This is a genomic window from Streptomyces sp. NPDC043427 (assembly GCF_056436655.1).
In genome coordinates, this window is the sequence record NZ_JBWKCC010000047.1 from 12,898 (window position 1) to 35,550 (window position 22,653).

Sequence of the window (22,653 nt, forward strand, 5' to 3'; positions counted from 1 at the left end):
TCCGTCTCACCTGCTGCCAAAGGGACTCATGAGGTACCTAGCCGCAGGATGCATGCTCTTCAGGGTTATACCGGTCTTAGTCCAGGGCTCTTCTTTGCTTTTTCCTTGACTTCCGTTGGTCGATGCATGTGTCATTTGCTCACCTGTGAGGATCATGTAAACGAGGGGTGGGGGAGTGGGGGATAGGGGGCGCCGTGCGCGAAGTGTCACGCGTGGCAAACGGGGCGGTCTGGCTTGGTTGACAGCGCTTACCGTGCTGGTGTCGGTACCTGTGTTCGGCCAGGAGGCGGCAGCGACATCCGCTACTGCCGCGGGGAGCCGGAACCTGTCCGCCACGGAGCAGGCGCAGCAACAGGCCGTAGAAGCTGGTGAACCGGTCGAGGTGACCGGGGAGCGCACCGAGCGGGACACCGTGTTCGCCAACCCGGACGGAGAAACGTTCACCCTCAGGAAGTCCATCGTTCCCGTACGCGTGGAGAAGCCTGCGGGTGGCTGGGCAGCGCCTGACGCGACGTTGGAGAAGCGCGCGGACGGATCGATCGGTCCCAAGGCTGCCACAGTTGATTTGTCGTTCTCGCCCGGCGGTGAGGGCAAGGGCCTGGTGACGATCGGCGAGGACGGTCAGTCCGTCTCCTTGGGGTGGCCGGGCAAGCTTCCGGAACCGCGGCTGGAGGGTGCGCGTGCCGTCTACGAAGACGTGCGTCCGGACGTGAATCTGATCCTCACGGCAACGGTGGAGGGCTTCCGGCAGGTGCTGGAAGTGGAAACGCTCCAGGCCGCCAAGGACCCGGCCCTTTCCTCTCTCGTGTACTCGATGGACGTAGAGGGCCTGCAGATCCGCGAAGGCGCGGCCGGAAGCATGGACGCTGTCGACGGCAACGGCCAGGTCGTTTTCCGCTCGCCCTCGGCCCGCATGTGGAACTCCGCCGGAGGCGCCGCCGAGTCCGCCAGCGGTCAGGGGACCGGCACACAGACGACTGCAGTTCGCCCCGTCTCGCAAGCCCCCCAGGGAGACACGCCGGAAGCCGAGCCGCTTCCCGCAGGCCCGGTGGAGGAAGGCGATCCGCTCGCCGGCCCCGGCACGGGCGACGAGGCCGCACTGATGGATGTGGACGTGACCGAGCAGAAGGTCACCATCACCCCCGACACCAGTCTCATCGACCGGACGACCAGCACCGAACTGCCGCTGTACATCGACCCGTCGGTCGAGCTGAACTCATCGGAGCGCACGGTCCTGTCGTCGGACGGAGACTCCTTCTACAACTTCTCCGGCGGCGACAATGGCGTCAGCGTGGGCCGCTGCGGCTCGGCGGTGATCGGTAACTACCTGTACTACTGCACGACAGGCAGCCCCTACACCAACCGCATGTACTTCGAGTTCACCCCAGGCAGCCTGAAGGGCAAGCACGTCCTGGACGCCACGTTCGTCGTGACGGAAACATGGTCGTTCTCCTGCGACGCGCGCTGGGTGGACCTGGAACGTACGGACGGCATCTCCTCGTCATCCAAGTGGCCAGGGCCGGGCGGCCCGAAGTCCGACAACTCCTGGGACCAGATGGTCGACAGGAACGTCTCCGCCGGCCGGGGCAGCGCATGCGACCCCTCCCAGCCACGAGCACCGATCGAGTTCAACGACAACCCCGCCGAGACGGACGAAAACCTCACCCCGACCGTGAAGGCCTTCGCGGACGGCAAGTTCTCCACACTGACACTGATGCTGAAGGCGAAGGACGAGTCGGACCCCATCGCCTGGAAGCGGTTCGACGACGACGCGGCGATCGTCGTGACGTACATCGGCAAGCCCGCCATGCCCGACGAGTACGGCTTGCGCACCGGCAACAGCGTGGTCTGTTCCAAGAACGCGTCCGCCCCGACCATGTGGTCGGACCCAACACCCAGCCTGGGAGCCACGCCGCGGACCATGACGGGCGGATCCGCGTCGGCATCACTGCGCGTGTACTTCGACCTGGACGTACACAACAGCGACGGCACATGGTCGGACGCGAAAGAACCATCCAGCGGACCGGAAAGTCCGACGACTGGGTACGTGGGCGCCGGGGTTGACCAGACAAAGGTGTGGAACGCGACCCTCACAGACAACAAGCACTACCGCTACCGGGCCTGGACCCGCTCTTACAGCGGGTCAACCGTCTTGGGCAGCAGCCCCACACCATGGTGTTACTTCACCGTCGACAGCACTGCGCCCAAGCCACCCTCGGTCACCTTCAACACCGTCTACAGCGCGTGCCTGCCCGGCGCATGCACCCCAGCGGGAGGACCCGCGCAGGCAGGCAGCGTCACCTTCGCACCGGGCAGCGGCGACGTGAATGCCGCTTACCGCTACAAGCTCTCCACCGACACCACATGGCGGGACTGGAAGGATGGAACGACCGTCACCGAAATGATCACCCCGGGGGACTCGGGCACCATCACGCTGGACGTCCAGGCCATGGATGCCCAAAAACGGCCGGGTGGACAGAACAGTGTCCGCTTCCTGGTCAAGGAGAGCAACGAGTCGGTGGGCCGGTGGACGTTCAACGAAGCATCAGGCCAGGCCGTCGACGTGTCGACCTCCGACACTGCGCAACGGGACAACGCAACGATCACTGCCGGCACGCGGGCCATAACGGGCCGCCGCGGAGTGATCACGGAAAACGGCGTGACCGGGCAGGACAAGGCACTAAGGCTGAACGGGCAGGCGTATGCCGCAACATCCGGAAAGGTGGTGGAGACCCAGGCCTCGTACACGGTCGCTGCGTGGGTGCGCCTGGACAGCACGGGCACGACCGCAACAGTGATGGGCCAGGACGGCACGTACTACAGCCCGTTCCTCCTCGGCTACTGCGCCGGCGCGAACCGGTGGTGCCTGCGCCTCGCGGATGCCGATGCCGCCAGTACCTCGATAGACAACCAGCGGGTCGATTCGCTCGAGGCCCCGCAGACGAAGGTGTGGACGCATCTGACCGCAGTGATCGACACCCGTCTGGAGGAGCTCATCCTCTACGTCAACGGCGTCAAACAGGGCAGCGACACCTTGACCACCGGCGCATGGTCGGCTTCCGGACCCCTGCAGATCGGCCGGGTCAAATACAAGGGCGCATACGTCGACTACTTCCCCGGCGACATCGACGAGGTAGCGGTGTGGCAGGAGGCCAAGCTGCCCGCGAGGGTCGCGCGTGAGGCCAGCCCCGTGGACGCCAACAACAAGGCCTACGCCGAACTTGTCGCCCAGTACGCACCCTCAGGCGCTACCGGTACATTGCTTCCTGACCGGTCCGGCTACGGCAACACCCTGAGCCTGTCCTCTGGCGCCTCCCTGGACGGCGAGGCTCTGGTCCTCAACGGCACGTCTGGTGCGGCCAGCGTTTCGCGGCCGTTGGTGGCCGACACCGGCTCCTTCACTGTTGCCACCACGGCTGAAGTGGACACGCAGGCGCTGGCTGGCAAGCCGGACGGCTATCGCGCACAGGTCCTCGGCCAGCGCACGGCGACGGGCTCCTCGTGGAGCATGTGGGTGGAGAAGACCGGTACCTCGAGCGAGACGGTCGAGGACGAGAACGGCGATCCCGTCCTGGACGGCAACGGAAACGTAGTGAAGCGCCCTGTCGTGAAGGCTCGCTGGTACTTCGGCCGCCTCACGGCGGAAGGCACGACCATTTCCGTTGCCAGCGACCAGGAGGCGGTCCTGGACAGCGAAGTAGGCCTGGTCGGAGCGTATGACGCCTACAAGCGTCAGATCACTCTCTTCGTGGGCAGCGACCCCCAGGACGTTCCTCTTGCCTACACCGCCTCCGTCGGCAGTGGTGAGTTCGCGGTGGGCAAGGGCTTCACCAACGGTGCCTGGGGCCATTACCTGCCGGGCCGGATCACCGACATCCGCCTGTGGGCGGGCGCGGTGACCGATCCCACCCAGGTGGAAACGCTGGTCGGCTACTGACCTCTGGTGGGTGTGCCGTCCTGTGGCGGCACGCCCACCAGGCCGAGCTGAGCCTCGCCCTCCTTTTCATCGAGCTTCCGGCCGCACACCGGCTGCCCTTCACCTTCTGGAGAGCTTTCCGTGTCCCCTCGCCTGTTCCCGGCTCGCCTTCCTGGCCGGCGTGCCGCGCTGACGGTCCTGCTCGCGGCGGTGCTGTCTATACCCACCCCGCTCACACCGCTGGCCTCGGCGGCCGAACTGCCGGGCCGTCCCGATGTGCCCGGCGTCAAGCCGACCCGAGTCGTGCCCGTCACCTCACCCCTCGCCAAGGCCGCGCGTGCCAAGGTGGCCAAGGAGAAGAAGGCCAACCGCAAGCGGGTCGCATCGGCTACGGCCGAGCGCCGCGCTGAGTGGCCGAAGGCGTCCGTCTCCACCATCGACCTGGGCGACACAGGAAACGACGATGCTCTGGTCACGGCGAAGGCGGCCAAGGCCAGCAACACGTCTCGCCAGGCGCGAGCCCTGGCTCGAGGCAAGACGAAGGTCACTGTCCTGGACCAGAAGGCCGCCCGTCGCGCAGGTGTGACCGGCGTCCTCTTCACGCTAGCAGCGGACAGCCCGGGGGCCGCTGAAGTCACCGTCGACTACAGCTCGTTCGCCTCGTCGATCGGTGGCAACTGGTCCTCCCGTCTGGGGCTCGTCACTCTTCCCCCGTGCGCTCTGACGACGCCAGAGAAGCCGCAGTGTCGCGCCACCGCCAAGCAGGCGTCGAACAACGACATCCAGGCCCAGACGGTCACCGCCCGCACCACGCTCGCAGGAACGACCGCGACCGCACCGACGGTCATGGCGGTGACCGCGACATCAGCCACCGCATCCCCGTCGGGCTCCGGCGACTTCGAGGCGACGCAGCTCTCGGCCTCGTCGAGTTGGGAGGCGGGGGGCGCCTCGGGCGCGTTCACCTGGTCGTACCCGATCGCGGCACCACCTGCGGCTGCGGGCCCGGAACCGTCCCTCAGCCTCTCCTACAACTCGGGAAGCATCGACGGCCGCACCGCCAACACCAACAACCAGTCGTCTCTCGTCGGTGAGGGCTTCGAGCTGACCTCGTCCTACATCGAGCGCAAGTACGGCGTGTGCGATGACGACGGACAGACCGACAAGTTCGACCTGTGCTGGAAGTACGACAACGCCTCGCTCGTGCTCAACGGCAAATCCACCGAGCTGGTCCTGGACGACACCAAGGGCGTCTGGCACCTCAAGGACGACGACGCCTCCAAAGTGACCCGCCTCACCGACGCAGACAACGATGACAACAACGGTGAGCACTGGAAGATCGTCGCCGGCGATGGCACCACGTACACCTTCGGCCTCAACAAGCTGCCAGGCGCAGGCAGCGAGCGCACCAACTCGGTCTGGACGGTTCCAGTCTTCGGCGACGACGACAAGGAACCCGGCTACGACAAGGGAACCCAGTTCAAGGACCGTTCCGAGACCCAGGCATGGCGCTGGAACCTCGACCTGATCGAGGACGTCCACGGCAACGCCTCCACCTACTGGTACAAGGCGGAGACCAACCACTACGCCAAGAACGGCGACAAGACCGACCTGGCCCCCTACACCCGCGGCGGATACCTCGAAGAGATCCGCTACGGCCAGCGCAACGACACACTGTTCACGGCCCCCGCCTCCGACAAGATCACCTTCACCTACAAGGAGCGCTGCACCGCTGCCGACTGCTCCTCCCTCACCAAGGACACCGCCGACAACTGGCCGGACGTCCCCTTCGACAGCATCTGCTCCGCCAGCGAGGACGACTGCCAAGCCACGGGCCCTGCCTTCTTCACCCGCAAACGACTGACGAGCATCGACACCCACTACTGGTCGCGTGCCGCTGAGCCGGACGCCTTCCAGCCGGTTGATTCCTACGCCCTCGACCAGAGCTTCTACGACGGGCAGGACATCGACAACAGCTCCGACCAGGTACTCACGCTCGACTCGCTCACCCGCACCGGCAAGAACGGCACCGACATCAAAGTGCCGCCCGTCGAGTTCACCTACCAGCAGCGCCCCAACCGGGTCGACTCCACCAGCGACAACATCCTCCCTCTGACCAGACCGCGCATCGCCTCCGTCGTCTCGGAGACCGGCGCAATCACGTCCGTCACCTTCTCTCAGCCCGAGTGCGCGCGCGGCAGCAACATGCCCGCAGCCGAGGACAACAACGACAAGCCCTGCTACCCGGTCTACTGGCCGATCAACGGCGGCGACCCAGCGCTGGACTGGTTCCACAAGTACCGCGTCACCGCCATCACCACCAACGACCCCGGCGCAGGCAACCCCGGAACTCAGCTGGCCTACGAGTACTCTTCGCCGGGCTGGCACTACAACGACGACCCCTTCACCAAGGAGAAGGAACGCACCTGGTCGATCTGGCGCGGCTACCAGCAGGTCACCACCTACACCGGCGACGTCGGCACCACCCGCTCCAAGACCGTGAAGCTGTTCATGCAGGGCCTGAACGGCGACAAACGCAAGGACGGCACCACCCGCACCGCCGTCGTCAAAGGCATCGACCTCGACAACGTCACCGGCATCAGCACCGACGATCTCGACGTCGGCGACTACAACGACCACGACTACTTCGCCGGCCAGCTGCGCCAGGAGATCACCTACAACGGCGCCACGGCGATCTCCACCACCATCAACAACCTCTGGGCCCAACAGACCGCCAGCCAGCAGAAGTCGTACGCGAACATCAAGGCATACTTCGTCAGGGGCGCCCGCACCTACACTGACACGTACCTGACCGCAGCTCAGAAGTGGCGTGTCGCCGCGGTCTCGCGGAGCTACGACACCACGTACGGCATGGTCACCAAGGTCGACAACCACGGCGACTGGTCCCTCACCGGTGACGAAACCTGCACCCGCACTTGGTACGCCCGAAACGACGCCAAGGGCCTGACGTCACTCATCTCCCGTAACCGGGTCGTCGCCAAGCCCTGCTCCAGCACCGACGACACTCTCACCCTCCCGACGTCCGCCACCACACGCGGCGATGTTCTAGCCGACACCGCCACCGTCTACGACACCCCTGCCGCCACCGGCTGGAGCCCGGACCAGACCCCGACCCTGGGACTGCCCACCTGGACCGGCCGGGCCAAGGCATACCCGGCTGCCTCCGGCACGGCAGACCGAAACCCCCTGCCCACCAGCGGCTGGCAAACCACCGCCACCACCACCTACGACACCACCACGGCCAAGCTGGGCCGCCCCCTGACCGTGACCGACGCCAAGGGCCGGACCACAACCACCACCTACTACCCAGCAGCGGCCGGTCCCCTGTTCACGCTCGCCGTCAAGGCACCACGCCTGTCATCCAACGACCAGACCCACCAGACGACCACCAACTACGACCCAGCCCGCGGCACGGTCACTTACACCCTCGACGCCAACGTCAACCGCACCGAGCACACCTACGACGCCCTCGGCCGTATCACTGCCACCTGGCTGCCCAACCGCTCTCGTTCCGCGAACGACACGCCCAACGCGAAGTTCGCCTACGGCCTCGCACGCGACAAAGCTCCCTGGACCTCCGTCGCCACTCTCAAGAGCAGCAGCGCGTACCGCACCGTTTACGCGCTCTACGACTCACAGCTGCGTCCGATTCAGACCCAAACGGAATCACCCCTGGGCGGGAGGATCCTGACAGACACGCGCTATGACAGCCGCGGCCTGATCTACGAGACGTACGCTGACGTCTACGACAACACCACCGCCCCTAACGGCGAGTACGCCCAGGTGCCCTACGGCGGAGCGACCCAGACCCAGACACAATTCGACGGCGCCGGCCGCGCCACGACGTCGACGCTGCTCGTCGACGGGGTGAAGAAGTGGTCCACCACTACGACCTACACCGGTGACTCCGTTGCAACGACGGCGGTCCAGGGCGGCAACGCCACGCGCACTATCACCGACGCCCTCGGCCGCACCACGGAAACGCGCACCTACGGGGGCACCCAGCCCAACGACACCGCCTACGGCGCGACTACCGGCACGTCGTACACCCGGGTCCGCTACACCTACACCAACGACAGCCAGAACGAAACGATCACCGGTCCTGACAACACGCAGTGGAGCTACGAGTACGACCTGTTCGGCCGCCAGGTGAAGGCAGTGGACCCAGACAAGGGCACCACTCGCACCAGCTACACGGCCCTCGACCAGATCGACACGACGACAGACGCCGAGAACCGCACCCTCCTCTACGGCTACGACGAACTCGGCCGCAAGACCGACCTGTGGCAGACCTCCCGCACTGACGCCAACCAGATCGCCGCCTGGACGTACGACAGCCTCCTCAAGGGACTGCCCACAGCGTCCATCCGCTACGAGAACGGCAAGACGGGCAAGGCCTATACCAAGCAGGTCAAGTCCTACGACTCTCTCTACCGCCCCACCGCCACCACCCTCACCCTGCCGTCTGACGACCCACTGGTCACCTCCGGCGGGATTGCAGCGGTCAGCACTTTCGAGACCACGTATCGCCTCGACGGCACAGTCGGCACTATCCGGGAACCCGCCGCTGGGGGACTCGCTTCCGAACTCCTCGAGTACCGCTACAACAACGCGGGCCTGCCGACTGAGCTCTCCGGTACTACCGGCTACGTGCTGGACACCGACTACACAGCTCTCGGACAGGTCGGCCAGATGCAGCTTGGTACCTCAACGGCCGAAGGTACTAAGCGGGTCTTCCTGACCAACACCTACGAACGAGGCACCGGCCGCCTGCTGAGCGCTGCCACAGACGACCAGACCCGTGGCCCCGTCCAGGACCTCACGTACCGCTACGACCAGGCTGGCAACGTCACCTCCATCTTCGACAGCGCGAACATCGGCACAGGCGCCGACAACCAGTGCTTCACCTACGACACACAGCGCCGCCTGGCCGAAGCCTGGACCCCTAAGACAGCGGACTGCGCCACCACGGGCCGTACCACGGCCAACCTGGCTGGCCCCGCCCCGTACTGGACGTCGTACACCTACACGGCATCGGGCCAGCGCAAGACCGAAACGCAGAACACCACCACCCCCGTCACGACGACCTACTGCTACGACGCGGCACGTCCGCACGCCCTGACCGCAACCACGACCACCGGCACGTGCACGGGCCTGCCGCAGCAGTACACCTACGACGACACGGGCAACACCGAAACCCGCGTCGAAAAGCCCGACTCCACCACCACCCAGACGCTCAACTGGAACGCGGAAGGCAAACTCACCCGCCTCATCGAGGGCACCGCGGCCACCTCCACCAACTACCTCTACGACGCCGACGGCCAACTCCTCATCCGCCGTGACAGCGCCACCAACGGTGAGACAGTCCTCTACCTCGGCGCGACTGAACTCCACCTCAAAAGCGGCAAAAAGTGGGCCAATCGCTACTACACCGCAGCTGACGCCACCATCGCCCTGCGCACCAACGAGTCCGGCACCGAGAAGCTCAGTTTCCTCGCCGCCGACCACCACGGCACCAGCTCCATCTCCGTCACCAGCGACTCCACCCAGGCCCTCAGCAAGCGCTACAGCAAGCCATTCGGCACGAGCAGGGGCGCAACGACAGGCGTCTGGCCGGACGACAAGGGTTTCCTCGGCATGCCGGCTGATGCTGGCACGGGCCTGACCCACATCGGCGCCCGCGAATACGACCCCGTCATCGGCCAGTTCATCAGCGTCGACCCCTTGCTGACCCTGGACCAGCACCAGTCGCTCAACGGCTACAACTACGCCAACAACAGCCCTGTCACCCTTGACGACCCGTCCGGTCTCGGGGTCTGCATGCCGGAAGTCGGCTGCGGTGGTGTGAGCTCTGTCCAGGAGGCAGTGAAGAAGCACCAAGATCGGCACCCCGAACAGTACGACGGTGTCGTCGAGGGAAGCGGCTGCGACGCGGCCTGCAATGCAGGCCTGGATTTTGCAGCAAGCAATACGCCAAGCATCTCCGGCCTCCAAGGCATGTGCGGCGTGGACGTGTCCAGCGGATGCGACCAAGAATTTCGGCAGCGCGTCGCCAAAGACTACAAGGAATTGACCGTCTTTGACGATTACTGGAATTGCACAGTTCATCATGACGAAACGGCCTGCGATGTGGCTGGCTCGTCGTTCTCTTCTGGCGGGGCGACTTGGGCCGGCAGCATCGCCTTTATGTTTCTGAATCGAGCTGAAAATCGGCTCGCCATAACAGGGGCTCGAACCGCGGCACAACTGAGAAACTCGCCTGGTGCTGTTACGGGTGGCGCGCTTCTTAAAGATATTTCTGGTCAATGGCTCAGGGGTAATAAGGCGAACGCTGGCAAGATTCCAGGGCAGGTTGCTCGTCAGCTTCAAGGGCGCGAGTTTGCGAAATTCGGAGATTTTCGCGAAGCCTTCTGGGAGGAGGTGTCAAAGGTTCCGGAATTGGCCAAACAGTTCCCCAAGTCAGACAGGACCCGTATGGCGAACGGAAGGGCACCGTTCGTGTTCAAGGGGCAAAACATGGGGAAGAATGCCAATTATGTATTGCATCACGTGACGCCAATCCAGCGCGGTGGGGGTGTATACGACCTGGACAACCTGGTAGTTGTGACCCCGAGATACCATGAAGAGGTGCTGGACCCGAGTTATCACAAGTGAACGGTCTCGTGCACGGAATGGAGAACGAATGAGCATGACGCGCGAGCAGCTCGTCGAGTTGGTTGACAAGATCATGGCCGTGGAGGGCACCGAGGAGGAGGAAGCCATTATGATCGAGACCCTCGAAAGTAATGTGCTGCACCCTCGCGTGCTCGACCTCATCTTCCATCCGCAATCGGAAGGCCTACCGGACGAGCCGACTGCTGAGCAGATCGTCGATGCTGCCCTTTCGTACAAGCCCATCGCGCTGTGAAAGCTTTACAGGTCGCGGCTGTACAAGCACGTCACATTCGGTAGGAGTGAGAATTCCTGCAGCAGGAGAGCGTTCGAGATGTGATCGCGGCGCGCTGATGTCCGTTATCCGCCCGGCCTCCGCCGGGCGGATGCGCCGGAACCGGTGCCCCCACACCGTCCTCGTAGCGGTGCGGCCACCGGTGCGTGGCTGCCACGGAATGGGCGCGAGAGCGCGGGGACTGCGCCGTCTCGGCTCACCCCCATCTCAATTAGGACTGGAATCAGAATGAGGTCTCTCAGGCTTGGGAATGACGAGGTGTCAGTTAGCGTTGATGCGGCCCGGAGGGGGTGGTCGCGACCGAGACTCGTGGTGGGCGCAAGCCGTGGGAGGTTGACGATGGGCTGTGGGAGCGTATCGAGCCGCTGTTGCCGGTGATTGAGCGGCGCTTCCGGTACCCGGGGCGTCGTCGGCTCGATGACCGGCGGGTTCTGTGCGGCATCCTGTTCGTGCTCTACACCGGCATCCCCTGGCGCGACCTCCCGCAGGAACTCGGCTTCGGCTCCGGGATGACCTGCTGGAGGCGACTGCGGGAGTGGAACGAGGCCGGGGTCTGGCAGCGCCTGCACGAGCTGCTGCTGGCCGAACTGCGGGCGGCCGGCATACTGGATCTCTCCCGGGCGTCAGTCGACTCAAGCCATCTGCGGGCGATGAAAGGTGGTGCGGCCACCGGCCCGTCCCCGGTGGACCGGGGCAAGACCGGCAGCAAGCACCACGTGATCGTCGAGGCCCACGGCATCCCGCTGGCCACCACGCTGACCGGCGGCAACCGCAACGACGTGACCCAGCTGATCCCACTGATCCGAGCGGTCCCGCCGATCCGAGGCAAACGCGGCCAACCGCTGCGCCGCCCGAAGCACCTCTACGCCGACCGCGGCTACGACCACGAGAGCTACCGCGACCAGGTCCGACGGTTCGAGATCACCCCGCACATCGCCCGGCGCGGCACCGAACACGGCTCCGGACTCGGCGTACACCGCTGGGTCGTGGAAGGCGCCATCGCACTACTGCACTGGTTCCGCCGCCTACGCATCCGCTGGGAGATCCGCGACGACATCCACCAGGCCTTCATCACACTCGGTTGTGCCGTCATCTGCTGGCGACGACTGATGAGCCCGCTCTGATTCCAGGCCAAAGTAAGGTGGAATCCCATGTCGCGAACTCGCGCCAGCACAAGGAGGCGGAATGCTCGCTGACCCATCGGCGCTGGCGGCCGGAAGGCGTCATTCGGTCGGACGGCGCTGGGATGGAACCGTTCTCGCCGTGGGCAATACCGCAGCCGCTGAATGTCGTGTCGAGCGATGGGAAGACGTCGTCGCGGTGGCAGCTGGCAACGTCCATACCGCGACGAACACGGGCAGGTCTCATACGGTGGGACTCCGGTCGGACGGTACGGTGCTGGCAACGGGGTGGAATGGCGATGGGCAATGTGATGTCGCCGGATGGCGAGGCATCACGGCCGTGGCCGCAGGCTGGCGCCGCACGCTCGGGCTACTCGCGAATGGCCGCGTGCTAGCAGTTGGCCGGAGTTCAGAAGGACAGTGCGACGTGCAGTCCTGGCGCGAGATGGTCGTCCTCTCGTGTGGTGACTGGCACTCGGTCGGCGTCCGGTCAGATGGTTCTGCACTGGCCGCGGGGAACAACCGACGAGGGCAGTGTGCCGTTGAAGGGTGGCGTGACCTAGCCGCCATTTCGGCCGGGTATCTCCATACCGTCGGCCTCAGAGCCGACGGGCGGGCAGTAGCGACCGGAGACCGGGCAACCGGGGCGTGCGAGGTCGATGAGTGGGAAGACGTGGTGGCGCTCGGCGCGGGCAGCTACCACACCGTCGGGGTCACTGCGTCCGGACGGGTCCTCGCAGCGGGAGACAACAGCTACGGACAGTGCGAAGTCGGCGATTGGCGCGACATTGTCGCCGTGGCGGCCGGTTCAACGCACACCCTTGGCCTGCGTGCCAACGGCACAGTCGTGACCACAGGAAACAATGCCGACAGACAGTGCGAAGTCGATGCCTGGTCCGGAGTCCAGCTTCCACAGGCCTCCGGGCCGCACCAACGCGAACTGACACGCCGTCATTCCCGAGCCACAGAGACCTCATTCTGATTCCAGTCCTTACTGGGACGCGTCGGCATGGCCTACCAGATGGTCATCGGCGGCGGAATCACGCTCGGCGCTGCCCTCGCGGGTCTTGAAGCCGACTCCTTCGGGCTTCGCGCCCCCTTCTACATCGGGGGCGCTCTGCTACTCGCCGCAAGCTTGATCAGCATGCGCCCCGCCAGCAACGACACTCCAACACCACGTGGCTCAACCGGATCAAGGGTTCATACAGTCCGACGACGCACTGGAGGTACACAAGCGACTGAGCCGGAGCGCGACCGATGAGCCGCATCGGGAGAGGCGTGCACCCTTGGCGGCCCAGTGCAGCGCACCCTTTGCGGAGCCCTTCGCCCGAAGCAGGCCCCGCGTCCGACATGAGACATCAACGGGCTGAGACAGGCCGACAGGTCACATAACGCCGTCCAGCCCGGTGTCCGCGGGCAGCTGCGCGAGTGCCGCCGCCCGGATCTCGGGGAACGAGCCGGTCATGTCCGTCTCCTGCCGGGAGCGCAGCAGCACCCGCCCGTCCCCGTGCACGGCGAGCTGGGCGCGGTAGCCGTCCCACTTCGGCTCTGCTGCCCACCCCAGGGGTAGCGCGGGGCTGTCCACGGGCACCGTCAGCATCGGCTCGGGCAAGGACCACGTCATGCCGTCATGCCTTTCCGCCTCGGCCACCGCCGGCCCGGCGAGCGGATCACCGTCACCCGGCAGCCGGTCACCGCCTGGAGCTAGTCGAAGATGCCGAGCGCCGTATCGGGACGGCAGTGAATGCACGCCGGTACCTGATGGCGCAGCGCCTCGATCGCTTGCTGCCGGGTGGCCGGGCGGCACCGGCCGCTCTTGGCCGCCGCCCAGCAGTCGCCGGTGTGCACAGCGTCCACGTTGGTGCGGTTGAGGCCGTGCTGGATCAGCCAGTCCGGCGGGGCCGGCCGCGTCTCCATGCCGCGGCGCCGCTCCGCCTCGCGTCGTTCCTCGAGGGCGATCCAGCCGTCGATCTGGGCGAGGGCTGCCGTCGCCTGCTGAACCACCACGCGGCGGGCGAAGTGGAGCAGCTGGAGCCGCGACGGTTCATCGTTCATGCGTTCGATTCTATGAACCGAGGGAGGGGCTGGAATCGGCGGAGTCTATCCACAGGCCAACGCTTTTACGGTCGGTGTCCGCTTCCGGGTGTGAGGTGCCGGGAGCGCAGACCGAAAGGGCACGGCCCATGGCACAGACGAAGTTCGACAAGCAGGTGGAGGAGTCCGCCGACTCCCTCGTGCGCGGCATCGGCCGCATCCTGGCCGGCCGGGACCCGGACGGCGTCAAGCGGACCGACGCCACGTTCTGGCGCTCGGGCACCCGCGTCCTGCCGAAGGTGGAGGGCAAGGTCCGGCGCCGCTCCTACAAGCCCGGGTGGCGGCGCCTGTCCTTCCGCCTGGCGCTGGGGACCGGCGTCTATGAGATCGGCTACCTGGCCACCTAGGACCTGGACACCACCGTGCACAACACCCAGGAGCTGTGGGACAACCGGGAGCAGGTCCTGGCGACGCTGGAGAGCGGCGGGATCGGCGGGGCCTGCGTGCTTCACGATCAGCACCTCCGATGTGAAGGAGTGAATCGTGGGTCCGTCGCCGGCGAGCGCGGCCTCGCGGGCGCTCAGCGCCTGGGTCACCTCGGGGACCGGGATGTTCAGCGACCGGAACCTGGCCTCGATGGTCTGATTGGCCGGGTGGTCGGCCCTGAGTACCGCCATACCGGTCGTGGTGGTGATCAGCATGGGAGGGGCGACACGGTCGAACGGCTCCGGCAGGTCGAACGTGCCGTCCACGTCGAGGGCGATGCTCCCGTCCTCCCGGAGAGTCACGGTATCGCCGGCGCTCCCGCTCCATTGGGCCGGGAACAAGGCGATGACCGCCGCGCCGGTATCCGACTCGTAGTTGAACTGGCTGATCCGCTCCGCCAGATCGGTCTGGACGGAGCAGTCATCCTCGACCATGGTGTAACTGAGCGTCGCGTCCTCAGTGGCAATGGGTGCCTCCTCGTCGGTGAAAATCCTTCTCTTCTCGGTCTCGGCACGGACCCGATCCGACAACGCACCCCCCGAGTCTTCATGTGATCCGCATCACAGCTCGTCGGGGCCGGTCAGCCAGCAGCAACAACGGAGCACCCCCGCGTCGGCGGGGAGGACTCGCCCAGCGTCCTCATGGCGAAGGTGGGCGATGAAGCACCCCCGCGTCGGCGGGGAGGACGTGTCCGGGCCGAACTCGCCGGGTCGCTGCGGAGCACCCCCGCGTCGGCGGGGAGGACAAGTGCCCGAGTTTGATACCGGTCGGATCCAGCGGAGCACCCCCGCGTCGGCGGGGAGGACACCGGATACCAGTCCGCCGTCGACCCGTCGAGCGGAGCACCCCCGCGTCGGCGGGGAGGACGCCGCAACCACGAACCAGTGCTCTCAAACCGACGGAGCACCCCCGCGTCGGCGGGGAGGACAGCAGTTCCGGGAAGGTCGTCATGCGCTGAGTCGGAGCACCCCCGCGTCGGCGGGGAGGACTCCGGCGTGCTGGGCGCATTCGGCGGCGAGGGCGGAGCACCCCCGCGTCGGCGGGGAGGACGGTCAAGCCCGAGCAGCTCGGCGCGTTCGACGGGGAGCACCCCCGCGTCGGCGGGGAGGACGCGGTGCGGGCCTTGTTGCGGGTCGTCCGCGCCGGAGCACCCCCGCGTCGGCGGGGAGGACGCGGGAAACGACTCCAGGATCCGGCGGGCCGGCGGAGCACCCCCGCGTCGGCGGGGAGGACATCGCACGGCGGCCGGACACGGCCGCCTCGTACGGAGCACCCCCGCGTCGGCGGGGAGGACGGGTCAATGCCATGTAGCTGCTGCCTTTCAGGCGGAGCACCCCCGCGTCGGCGGGGAGGACATCCCCTTGATGATCAGGTTGTAGTCGTGGGCCGGAGCACCCCCGCGTCGGCGGGGAGGACGCCGGCGACTCCGGCTTCGGGGTGATGACCGACGGAGCACCCCCGCGTCGGCGGGGAGGACTTGTTCTCCGGCCTTCAGGTCGGCTTCCCCGGCGGAGCACCCCCGCGTCGGCGGGGAGGACATCCGCCGGGGCGGGACCGCCTACCTGGTCACCGGAGCACCCCCGCGTCGGCGGGGAGGACGCTGCCGGAAGACCCTCCGGGGCCGGAAACCGCGGAGCACCCCCGCGTCGGCGGGGAGGACGGTACCGCGGCCCCCACCGACGGCTCGAACGTCGGAGCACCCCCGCGTCGGCGGGGAGGACTGGGCAGCGTCGGACTCGATCCCCACCTTCACCGGAGCACCCCCGCGTCGGCGGGGAGGACGTTGAGGCCGTTAGACGGGCACGAGTGGCTATCGGAGCACCCCCGCGTCGGCGGGGAGGACGACGGGCGCCGGGGCGGGTGGGCCGTGATGGTCGGAGCACCCCCGCGTCGGCGGGGAGGACCGGTCCGATCAGACAGCCGCAGCGAGTTAGTGCGGAGCACCCCCGCGTCGGCGGGGAGGACTTTCTGACCTGCGGTTCAGTGGTGGCTTTGCAGTCGCTTTGCCGATTTGTTGGGTGTGGGGCGGCGGGGTGGGCGGGTCACGTGATGACTTTAGACCGTGTCCTCCATGGTCAGTTGGTCGTTGGTTCGGTTATGGGGAGTGGGCGGTGGGGATGGATCGTGCCGGATGGCTTATGAGAGATCGCCGAGCCATTGTTGCCGCCGGCGCGGGTGCGTCCGCAGGGCGGCGGAGTCGCGAACATCGATGACGAGGCTGTGTTCGCCGCGATCATCTATGTGCTGGTCAGTGGCTGTTCCTGGCGGGCGTTGCCGCCGTGCTTCGGGGCGTCCAAGTCGACCGTGCACCGCCGGTTTCTTATCTGGTCCCGGGCCGGTGTGTGGGGACGACTGCACCAGAAGGTGCTCGAGTTCCTGGACGGCCAGAACCTCGTCGACCTGTCGCGCGCTGTCCTCGACTCCGCTCACGTCCGCGCTAAAAAAGGGGCGAACTTGCAGGTCCGTCGCCCGTGGACCGGGGTAAGCCCGGTTCCAAGATGCACGTCCTGTCCGACGCGAACGGACTGCCTCTACGCGTCGGCCTCTCCGCGGCCAACACTCACGACAGCCTCGCCCTGAAGCCGATGCTGTCCCATTTCCACATGGGACACGAATCCCACGCGACCGATTCCAAGCCTGTGCGGCTTCACGCGGACAAGGCGTACGACGTCCCTCACCTGCGGCGATGGCTTTGGGGCAAGCGCATCGGTGTCCGCATCGCCCGCAAAGGCATCGACTCCAGCGAGCGGCTCGGCCGACGCAGGTGGGTCATCGAACGCACCATGTCCTGGCTGACCGGATACCGGCGCCTCAACCAGCGCTACGAACGGCGCCCCCGCAATTACCTGGCCTTTCTCGGACTGGCAGCTGCACTCTGCTGCTACAAACGGCTCCTCAAACTGACCATGTAGGACACGGTCTTAGTCGTTGTGGTGTGTGGGGGCGGTGTCGGTGGCGTGTGGTTGGATCCGTGGTTCGTCAGGACGGTGGGCGGGTGGGGAGGGGTGGGTCGTGTCGCGGGTGGGGGGAGAGGGGCTGGATGAGTCGGTGTGGGGGAAGTCGCGTGGGTTGGATCCGGGGCTTCCGCCGTATCCGCTGGTGAGGCATCTTCTCGATGCGGCTGCTATGGCGCTGCACTTGTGGGACGTGTATTTGTCGGGAAATCAGCGGCTGAGCATCGCGGAGGGGCTGGGCCTGGCTGCCGAGCCGGGCAGGGCACGGGCGGTGGTGGGGTTGTGCGCGGGGCTGCACGACATCGGCAAGGTCTCGCATTTTCAGTTCTGTTCCCGGCACGGCGGTGAGCGTCTTACCGCGTCGTTGCGCGAGGACGCCGGGAGGGTGGGCTCGGAGCGGTTGGGTCATGACGTGGCCGGGATGCGGGCGACCGCGGACGTGTTGGCGGTCTTGGGCTTCGACGCCGATGGGGAGACGGCGGCGGCGGAGCGGGTCGCGGAGATCGTCGGGGGGCATCACGGCCGTTTCCATCGCGACGAGGGCGGGGGCGGCTCGCCGTTTCTGGGCGGGCCAGTCTGGGCGCGGCAGCGTGCGGCGCATGCGTCGGCGGTGCACGGCCTGCTGGGTTCTCCCGAGGCGCCGGAGTCGTTCAAGGCGGCTGCCGGGGTGCTGGTGACGGGGGTGGTCATCCTCGCGGACTGGCTGGTCAGCCAGGCCGACTATCTGCGGGGCCGGCAGAGAAGTCTGGAGGTGTCGCTGGCGGCGCATTTCGCGCGTTCGTGTGCGGATGCGGCAGGGCTGCTGGCCGATGCCGGGCTGGCGCCGGTGGGGCTGCGACGCCGGGGCTTCGCCGAGGCGTACGGGATCGACGGGCAGCCCAACGCGCTGCAGCGCTCGGTCATGCAGGAGCTGCCCGCGGCGGCGGGGGCGGGGGGCCGGGGCGGGATTTTGCTGGTGACGGCTGCTCCGGGGGACGGCAAGAGCGAGGCCGCTCTGGAGGCGGAGCGGGTGCTCTCGGGTGTGTTCGGCACGCACGGGTTCGCGTTCCTGCTGCCGACGATGGCGACTAGCGACCAAATGTACGGGCGGGTCGCGCAGGCGCTGGCGCGGCAGTCCGGCGAGGGGGCGGGCCTGACGCTGGTGCACAGCATGGCCTGGCTGAACAGCGCGTATACGGATGAGACGTTGGAGGCGGGTCAGCAGGTGGTGACCTGTGACGCGGACGAGGCCGGCCCGCGGAGGCGGCGGGCGCAGGCCGATATGCGGCCGCGGCAGTGGCTGCGCGGCTCCAAGCGTCCGCTGCTGGCGCAGTTCGCGGTGGGCACGGTGGACCAGGCGCTGATGTCGGTGCTGCCGGTGCGGCACAACGCTTTGCGGTTGCTGGCGCTGTCGGGCAAGACGTTCATCGTGGACGAGGCGCACGCCTACGACGCCTACATGCAGGTGTTGCTGGGCCGGCTGCTGAACTGGCTGGGCGCCTACGGTGTCCCGGTCGTCCTGCTGTCGGCCACGCTGCCCGCTTCGGTCAGTGACCGGCTGATCAAGGAGTATCTGCAGGGCGCCGGGCACCGGCGGGACAGCCTGGGCGAGCGGACGTTCCCGGCCCCATATCCGGGCTGGCTGTATGTGGACGGCGCCAGCGCCCGCGCGACGCAGATCTCGCCGACGCGGCGCCTGGAGCAGGCCAGTGAGCGCAGCATGGAGCTGCGCGTCGTCGTGGAGCCGGTGGTGCGCGGTGCGGGCGCGGCCCGTGACCGTCTGGCGGTGATCGAGCGACTGGTGGAACCGGTGGCCGCAGGCGAGGGCGGCACCGCCTTGGTGGTGTGCAACACCGTCGGTGACGCGCAGGAGACCTACCTCAGCCTGCGCACACGCTTCGACGACCGCTCCCATGCCGAGGCGGGGATGGTGCAGTTGCTGCACGCCCGCTTCCCCGGCGACGTGCGCGAAGCACGGACCGGCGAGGTCACCCAGGGGATGGGCCGCACCGGACCGCGGCCGGCGCGCCGGATCGTGGTGGCCACGCAGGTCGTCGAGCAGTCCCTCGACCTGGACGCCGACCTTGTCATCAGTGACCTTGCCCCACTGTCCCTGCTGCTGCAGCGGGCCGGCCGGTGCTGGCGGCATGAGCACTGGTGGGCCCGCCACGGCTATCCCGGCGGCCGCGGCCGCGCCGGCGGGGCGCGGGCGCCGCGCCTGGTCGTGCTCGACCCGCTGGCTGAGGACGGGGCCGTGCCCCGGCAGTGGGGCGAGGTCTACTCCGAGTTCCTGCTCGATCGGACCTCCGTGAAGCTGAGCGAGCTCACCGCTGGAGCGGTCTCGATTCCCGACGACGTGCAGGAGCTGGTCGAGGCGGTGCACGGAACCAAGGCGGAGTCCTTCGACTGGGATGCGTTCGACAGCCGGCGCGCGACGGCCTGGACCGCTCATCAGGGCACACAGCTGGCGCAGCGCGGGCAGGCTGGCCTAGTGGCCATCTGCCGGGCGCGCAGCGTGCGGGGCCTGCATACCCTGCACGGTCTGCCGGGCGAGGAGGACGAGTGGGAGACCGCCACCCGCCTGGGAGCCAAATCGGTGCGGCTGCTGTGCGCATACGTGCACGCCGACGGGCGAAGGACGCTCGACCGTGCGGGCGCTGAACCGGTCCCCGACCCGGGCGCGGGACACAAGATGCCCGCCACCGCGGTGCGGGCGGTGATGCGGCGCACGGTCCCGGTGAGCGCCGACTGGTTCCACGCTGAGGACGCCCAGACCCTCGATCCTCCGCCGTCGTGGGCGGAGCATCCGATGCTGGCAGAGGTCCGGGTGCTGTACCAGCTGGTCGATCACGGAACCGTCCACGCGGTGGCCGTCGGCGGCAAGACTCTGCACCTGGACGAGGATCTCGGGCTCGTACGGCGCTGAGCCGCGCGGCCGACCTCTGCCCGGCGCCCCCGCATCGGCGAGGAATGATTTCCAGGGCAGAGCCGCCCGTGCCCGTCCACTGAAACACCCCCACCACGGCGGGGAGCGGGCTTTGTCAGCGCGGTGGCCGGCCGACTGGCATGAAGGCTAACCGGTCAGACGACAGTGCGCCTCAGCTGCGGCAACGAGCACGGTGCCGCACGCTCCGACGGCGGGCGCATCCGGACGCAGCCCGATCACGATGATGGCGATAACCACGGCCACGGCCCAGCCTGGCTCCACGGGGGTCGGCAAAGACGGACTGCTGCACGTCTCCCCTCAACGCTCGCCCCGTGAATCTGACGTGACGCGACGTACCGTGCTGTCAGGTACCGCTCCAGTGCACTCTTCCGCAACCTCCCCACTTCCCCTCCATACCACCCCTGCCCCTCCACCTTCACCATTTCCCCGCGAGGTGGCCCCGATGGTGCTCTGCAGGTCCGCGTTCCGGCCGTTTTGAGGGCCGTTGTCAGTGGTGGGTGCTTCAATGTCGGCCACGACGCCGGAGATTGGCCTGGGGGGCCGGTTGCCATGCCGCGGCGTTGCGCTGAGCCGCGTTCATTGCGAAGGGGTGAGGATGTGAGTGGGGGGTTCGATCTGCGGGACGAGCCGTGGATTCCGGTGCGGTTGCTGACGGGTGAGTCGGTGCGGCTGGGCCTGCGGGAGCTGTTCCAGCGGGCGCATGAGATCGCGGATGTGGAGCTGCCGGTGCCGCCGGCAGCGGCGGGTCTGCTGCGGATCCTGGCCGCGATGACCGCGAGGATCGCCCAGGACGCAGGGGTGCGCCTGGACGATACGGGTGTCGCGGAGGACATCGAGGACTGGCACGCGTTGCGCCGGCGGATCCTCAAGCGCGGCCGGTTCGATCCCGAAGCGGTGAATGCCTACTTCGACCGTCGGGTGCCGGCGGGCCGGTTCGATCTGTTCGATCAGCAGCGGCCGTTTCTGCAGGATCCGCGGCTGGCCGCCGAGTGCGTGGACGCGAACGGGGCACCCAATCCGTCCGGAGTGAACAAGCTGGTGCTGGGGCGGCCGACGGGCGTCAACGGCGCGGTGCTGTTCGGGCACTTCACGGACACCTCACCGGTCGAGGTGCCCGCCCATGAGGCGGTGTGGCACCTGATCGCCCAGTTGTACTTCGGCCCCGCCGGCCAGTGCACACCGCGGCGAATCACTACTGTGCGCACGGGCAGCGGGGATGCGGCGCCGTTGCGGAAGTCCGTGTCCTACTTCGCGTGGGCGCCACAGCTGTTCACCACGCTGGTGCTGGCCGTACCCGGCCCGCAGGTCGAGGCGGACTGGGAAGCGGCAGATGCCTGCCCGTGGGAGGAGGAGCTGAACGCTCCGCTGGAGCCTGTTGCCGCCATCACGTGGCCGGGCCGGTTGCTGACGGGCCGGTCCCGCCACGCAGCGCTGCTTGTTCCCTCGCTCGACGGCCGGTCGGTGACCGACGCCTACCTGACCTGGTCGACGCACGAGCCCGCCCCGCAGGTGCGTGATCCCTACCAAATCCTCGACCGCCGCAAGGACGACGCGTTCCAGCCGCGGGAAGCCGACGGCGCGCGGGCGCTGTGGCGGGATGTGGACTCCCTGCTCCTCAAAGACAGCGCGCACGACGCGCAGCGGCCGCCGTGCCTGGAGGACCTGCCCAAGCAGCTGCTGCCTTCCCTGCGGGTGCGGGCTTACGGGTTCGAGCAGGACGGCCAGCAAAAAGACAGCGTCTGGTTCCAGGCGACGACTCCGCCCGTGCTGCAGTGGCAGGAGGAGTCGGATCCGGCCATAGCCCATCACATCAGCCGCTGTCACCGCGCGGCCGAGGACACCGCGTCCCGCCTCGAGTTCGCCGCGAAGGTCGCCTGGCGGCTCGCCACCGACGCACAAGCCGACCCTTCCCCCAAAGCCAAGGTCAGAATCGACCAGCGCAAGCCCGGACCCTGGGCATCGGCAGCGCTGGCCCGCTACTGGCCGTGCGCGGAAGACGAGTTCTGGCGGCTGGCCGCACCGGAGCAGACCACAGCCGCCATCGAGCGGCCGTTCGTCCGGGCGGCACTGGCCGCACTGAACGAGGCGATCGGCCAGGCCAACCGCGCCGACATCCGGGTGGCGCGGGCCCGCGCCCGCGCCCGCGCTCTTGTGCTTGCCCTGCTGCCCGCCCCGCACGCGGCCTGATCCGGCCGCCCCAGCGCCGCGACACCGGCCGCCCCCCCCCGTTTTGTTTCCGCCCGCGCTTCACC

General features: G+C 67.5%; 11 protein-coding genes and 1 CRISPR repeat array. Of the genes, 9 read left to right on the plus strand and 2 right to left on the minus strand.

Going from position 1 to position 22,653, the window contains the following annotated elements:
• The first annotated feature begins 253 nt into the window (after nt 1-253).
• The 5 genes from AC067M_RS43440 (at nt 254) to AC067M_RS43460 (ending at nt 12,983) form a co-directional block, all read left to right on the plus strand.
• Nucleotides 254-3,937, plus strand: coding sequence for a laminin G domain-containing protein (locus tag AC067M_RS43440; RefSeq protein WP_478702523.1), 3,684 nt, complete (start codon nt 254-256; stop codon nt 3,935-3,937).
• Nucleotides 3,938-4,057: 120 nt separating this feature from the next.
• Nucleotides 4,058-10,588 (plus strand): RHS repeat-associated core domain-containing protein, encoded by a 6,531-nt coding sequence (locus AC067M_RS43445; RefSeq protein WP_478702524.1) that lies wholly within the window; start codon nt 4,058-4,060, stop codon nt 10,586-10,588.
• Between the two features lie 28 nt (nt 10,589-10,616).
• A complete protein-coding gene (locus AC067M_RS43450) occupies nt 10,617-10,841 on the plus strand; it encodes a bacteriocin immunity protein (RefSeq protein ID WP_478702525.1) in 225 nt (74 codons plus the stop codon).
• A gap of 329 nt (nt 10,842-11,170) precedes the next feature.
• Complete coding sequence (locus AC067M_RS43455; RefSeq protein WP_478702526.1) at nt 11,171-12,004, plus strand: IS5 family transposase; 834 nt, start codon at nt 11,171-11,173, stop codon at nt 12,002-12,004.
• Nucleotides 12,005-12,065: 61 nt separating this feature from the next.
• Nucleotides 12,066-12,983 carry an RCC1 domain-containing protein gene (locus AC067M_RS43460; protein WP_478702527.1) on the plus strand — a complete coding sequence of 306 codons (918 nt, stop codon included), beginning with the start codon at nt 12,066-12,068 and terminating at the stop codon, nt 12,981-12,983.
• A gap of 402 nt (nt 12,984-13,385) precedes the next feature.
• On the opposite strand, the gene AC067M_RS43465 is transcribed toward AC067M_RS43460, so the two are convergent.
• Nucleotides 13,386-13,625: an ATP-dependent DNA ligase gene (locus tag AC067M_RS43465; protein ID WP_478702528.1), complete on the minus strand. Its 240-nt coding sequence runs from the start codon at nt 13,623-13,625 to the stop codon at nt 13,386-13,388.
• Between the two features lie 80 nt (nt 13,626-13,705).
• The gene (locus AC067M_RS43470; protein ID WP_478702529.1) at nt 13,706-14,056 is read right to left on the minus strand and encodes a DUF6233 domain-containing protein; all 351 of its coding nucleotides are present in this window, start codon (nt 14,054-14,056) and stop codon (nt 13,706-13,708) included.
• 128 nt (nt 14,057-14,184) lie between these two features.
• Between AC067M_RS43470 and AC067M_RS43475 the strand changes: the two genes are divergently transcribed.
• The 4 genes from AC067M_RS43475 (at nt 14,185) to casA (ending at nt 22,588) form a co-directional block, all read left to right on the plus strand.
• Nucleotides 14,185-14,442, plus strand: coding sequence for a hypothetical protein (locus tag AC067M_RS43475; protein ID WP_478702530.1), 258 nt, complete (start codon nt 14,185-14,187; stop codon nt 14,440-14,442).
• Nucleotides 14,443-15,118: 676 nt separating this feature from the next.
• Nucleotides 15,119-16,486: direct repeats of the CRISPR family, unit length 29 nt; unit sequence CGGAGCACCCCCGCGTCGGCGGGGAGGAC.
• A 180-nt stretch (nt 16,487-16,666) separates the two neighbouring features.
• Nucleotides 16,667-17,433 (plus strand): IS5 family transposase gene (locus tag AC067M_RS43480; RefSeq protein ID WP_478702544.1). Its coding sequence is split into 2 segments (ribosomal slippage): nt 16,667-16,967 and nt 16,967-17,433, totalling 768 coding nucleotides; the frame shifts between segments, so codons are not numbered across the junction.
• Between the two features lie 136 nt (nt 17,434-17,569).
• Nucleotides 17,570-20,380 carry a CRISPR-associated helicase Cas3' gene (gene cas3 / locus AC067M_RS43485; RefSeq protein ID WP_478702545.1) on the plus strand — a complete coding sequence of 937 codons (2,811 nt, stop codon included), beginning with the start codon at nt 17,570-17,572 and terminating at the stop codon, nt 20,378-20,380.
• Between the two features lie 618 nt (nt 20,381-20,998).
• Nucleotides 20,999-22,588 (plus strand): type I-E CRISPR-associated protein Cse1/CasA, encoded by a 1,590-nt coding sequence (casA, locus tag AC067M_RS43490; protein ID WP_478702531.1) that lies wholly within the window; start codon nt 20,999-21,001, stop codon nt 22,586-22,588.
• Nucleotides 22,589-22,653: the final 65 nt, after the last annotated feature.

Coding starts and splice junctions, on each gene's coding strand:
- AC067M_RS43460 (WP_478702527.1), top strand. CDS start 12,066: ATGCTCGCTGACCCATCGGCGCTGGCGGCCGGAAGGCGTCATTCGGTC.
- AC067M_RS43470 (WP_478702529.1), bottom strand. CDS start 14,056: ATGAACGATGAACCGTCGCGGCTCCAGCTGCTCCACTTCGCCCGCCGC.
- AC067M_RS43450 (WP_478702525.1), top strand. CDS start 10,617: ATGAGCATGACGCGCGAGCAGCTCGTCGAGTTGGTTGACAAGATCATG.
- AC067M_RS43465 (WP_478702528.1), bottom strand. CDS start 13,625: ATGACGTGGTCCTTGCCCGAGCCGATGCTGACGGTGCCCGTGGACAGC.
- AC067M_RS43475 (WP_478702530.1), top strand. CDS start 14,185: ATGGCACAGACGAAGTTCGACAAGCAGGTGGAGGAGTCCGCCGACTCC.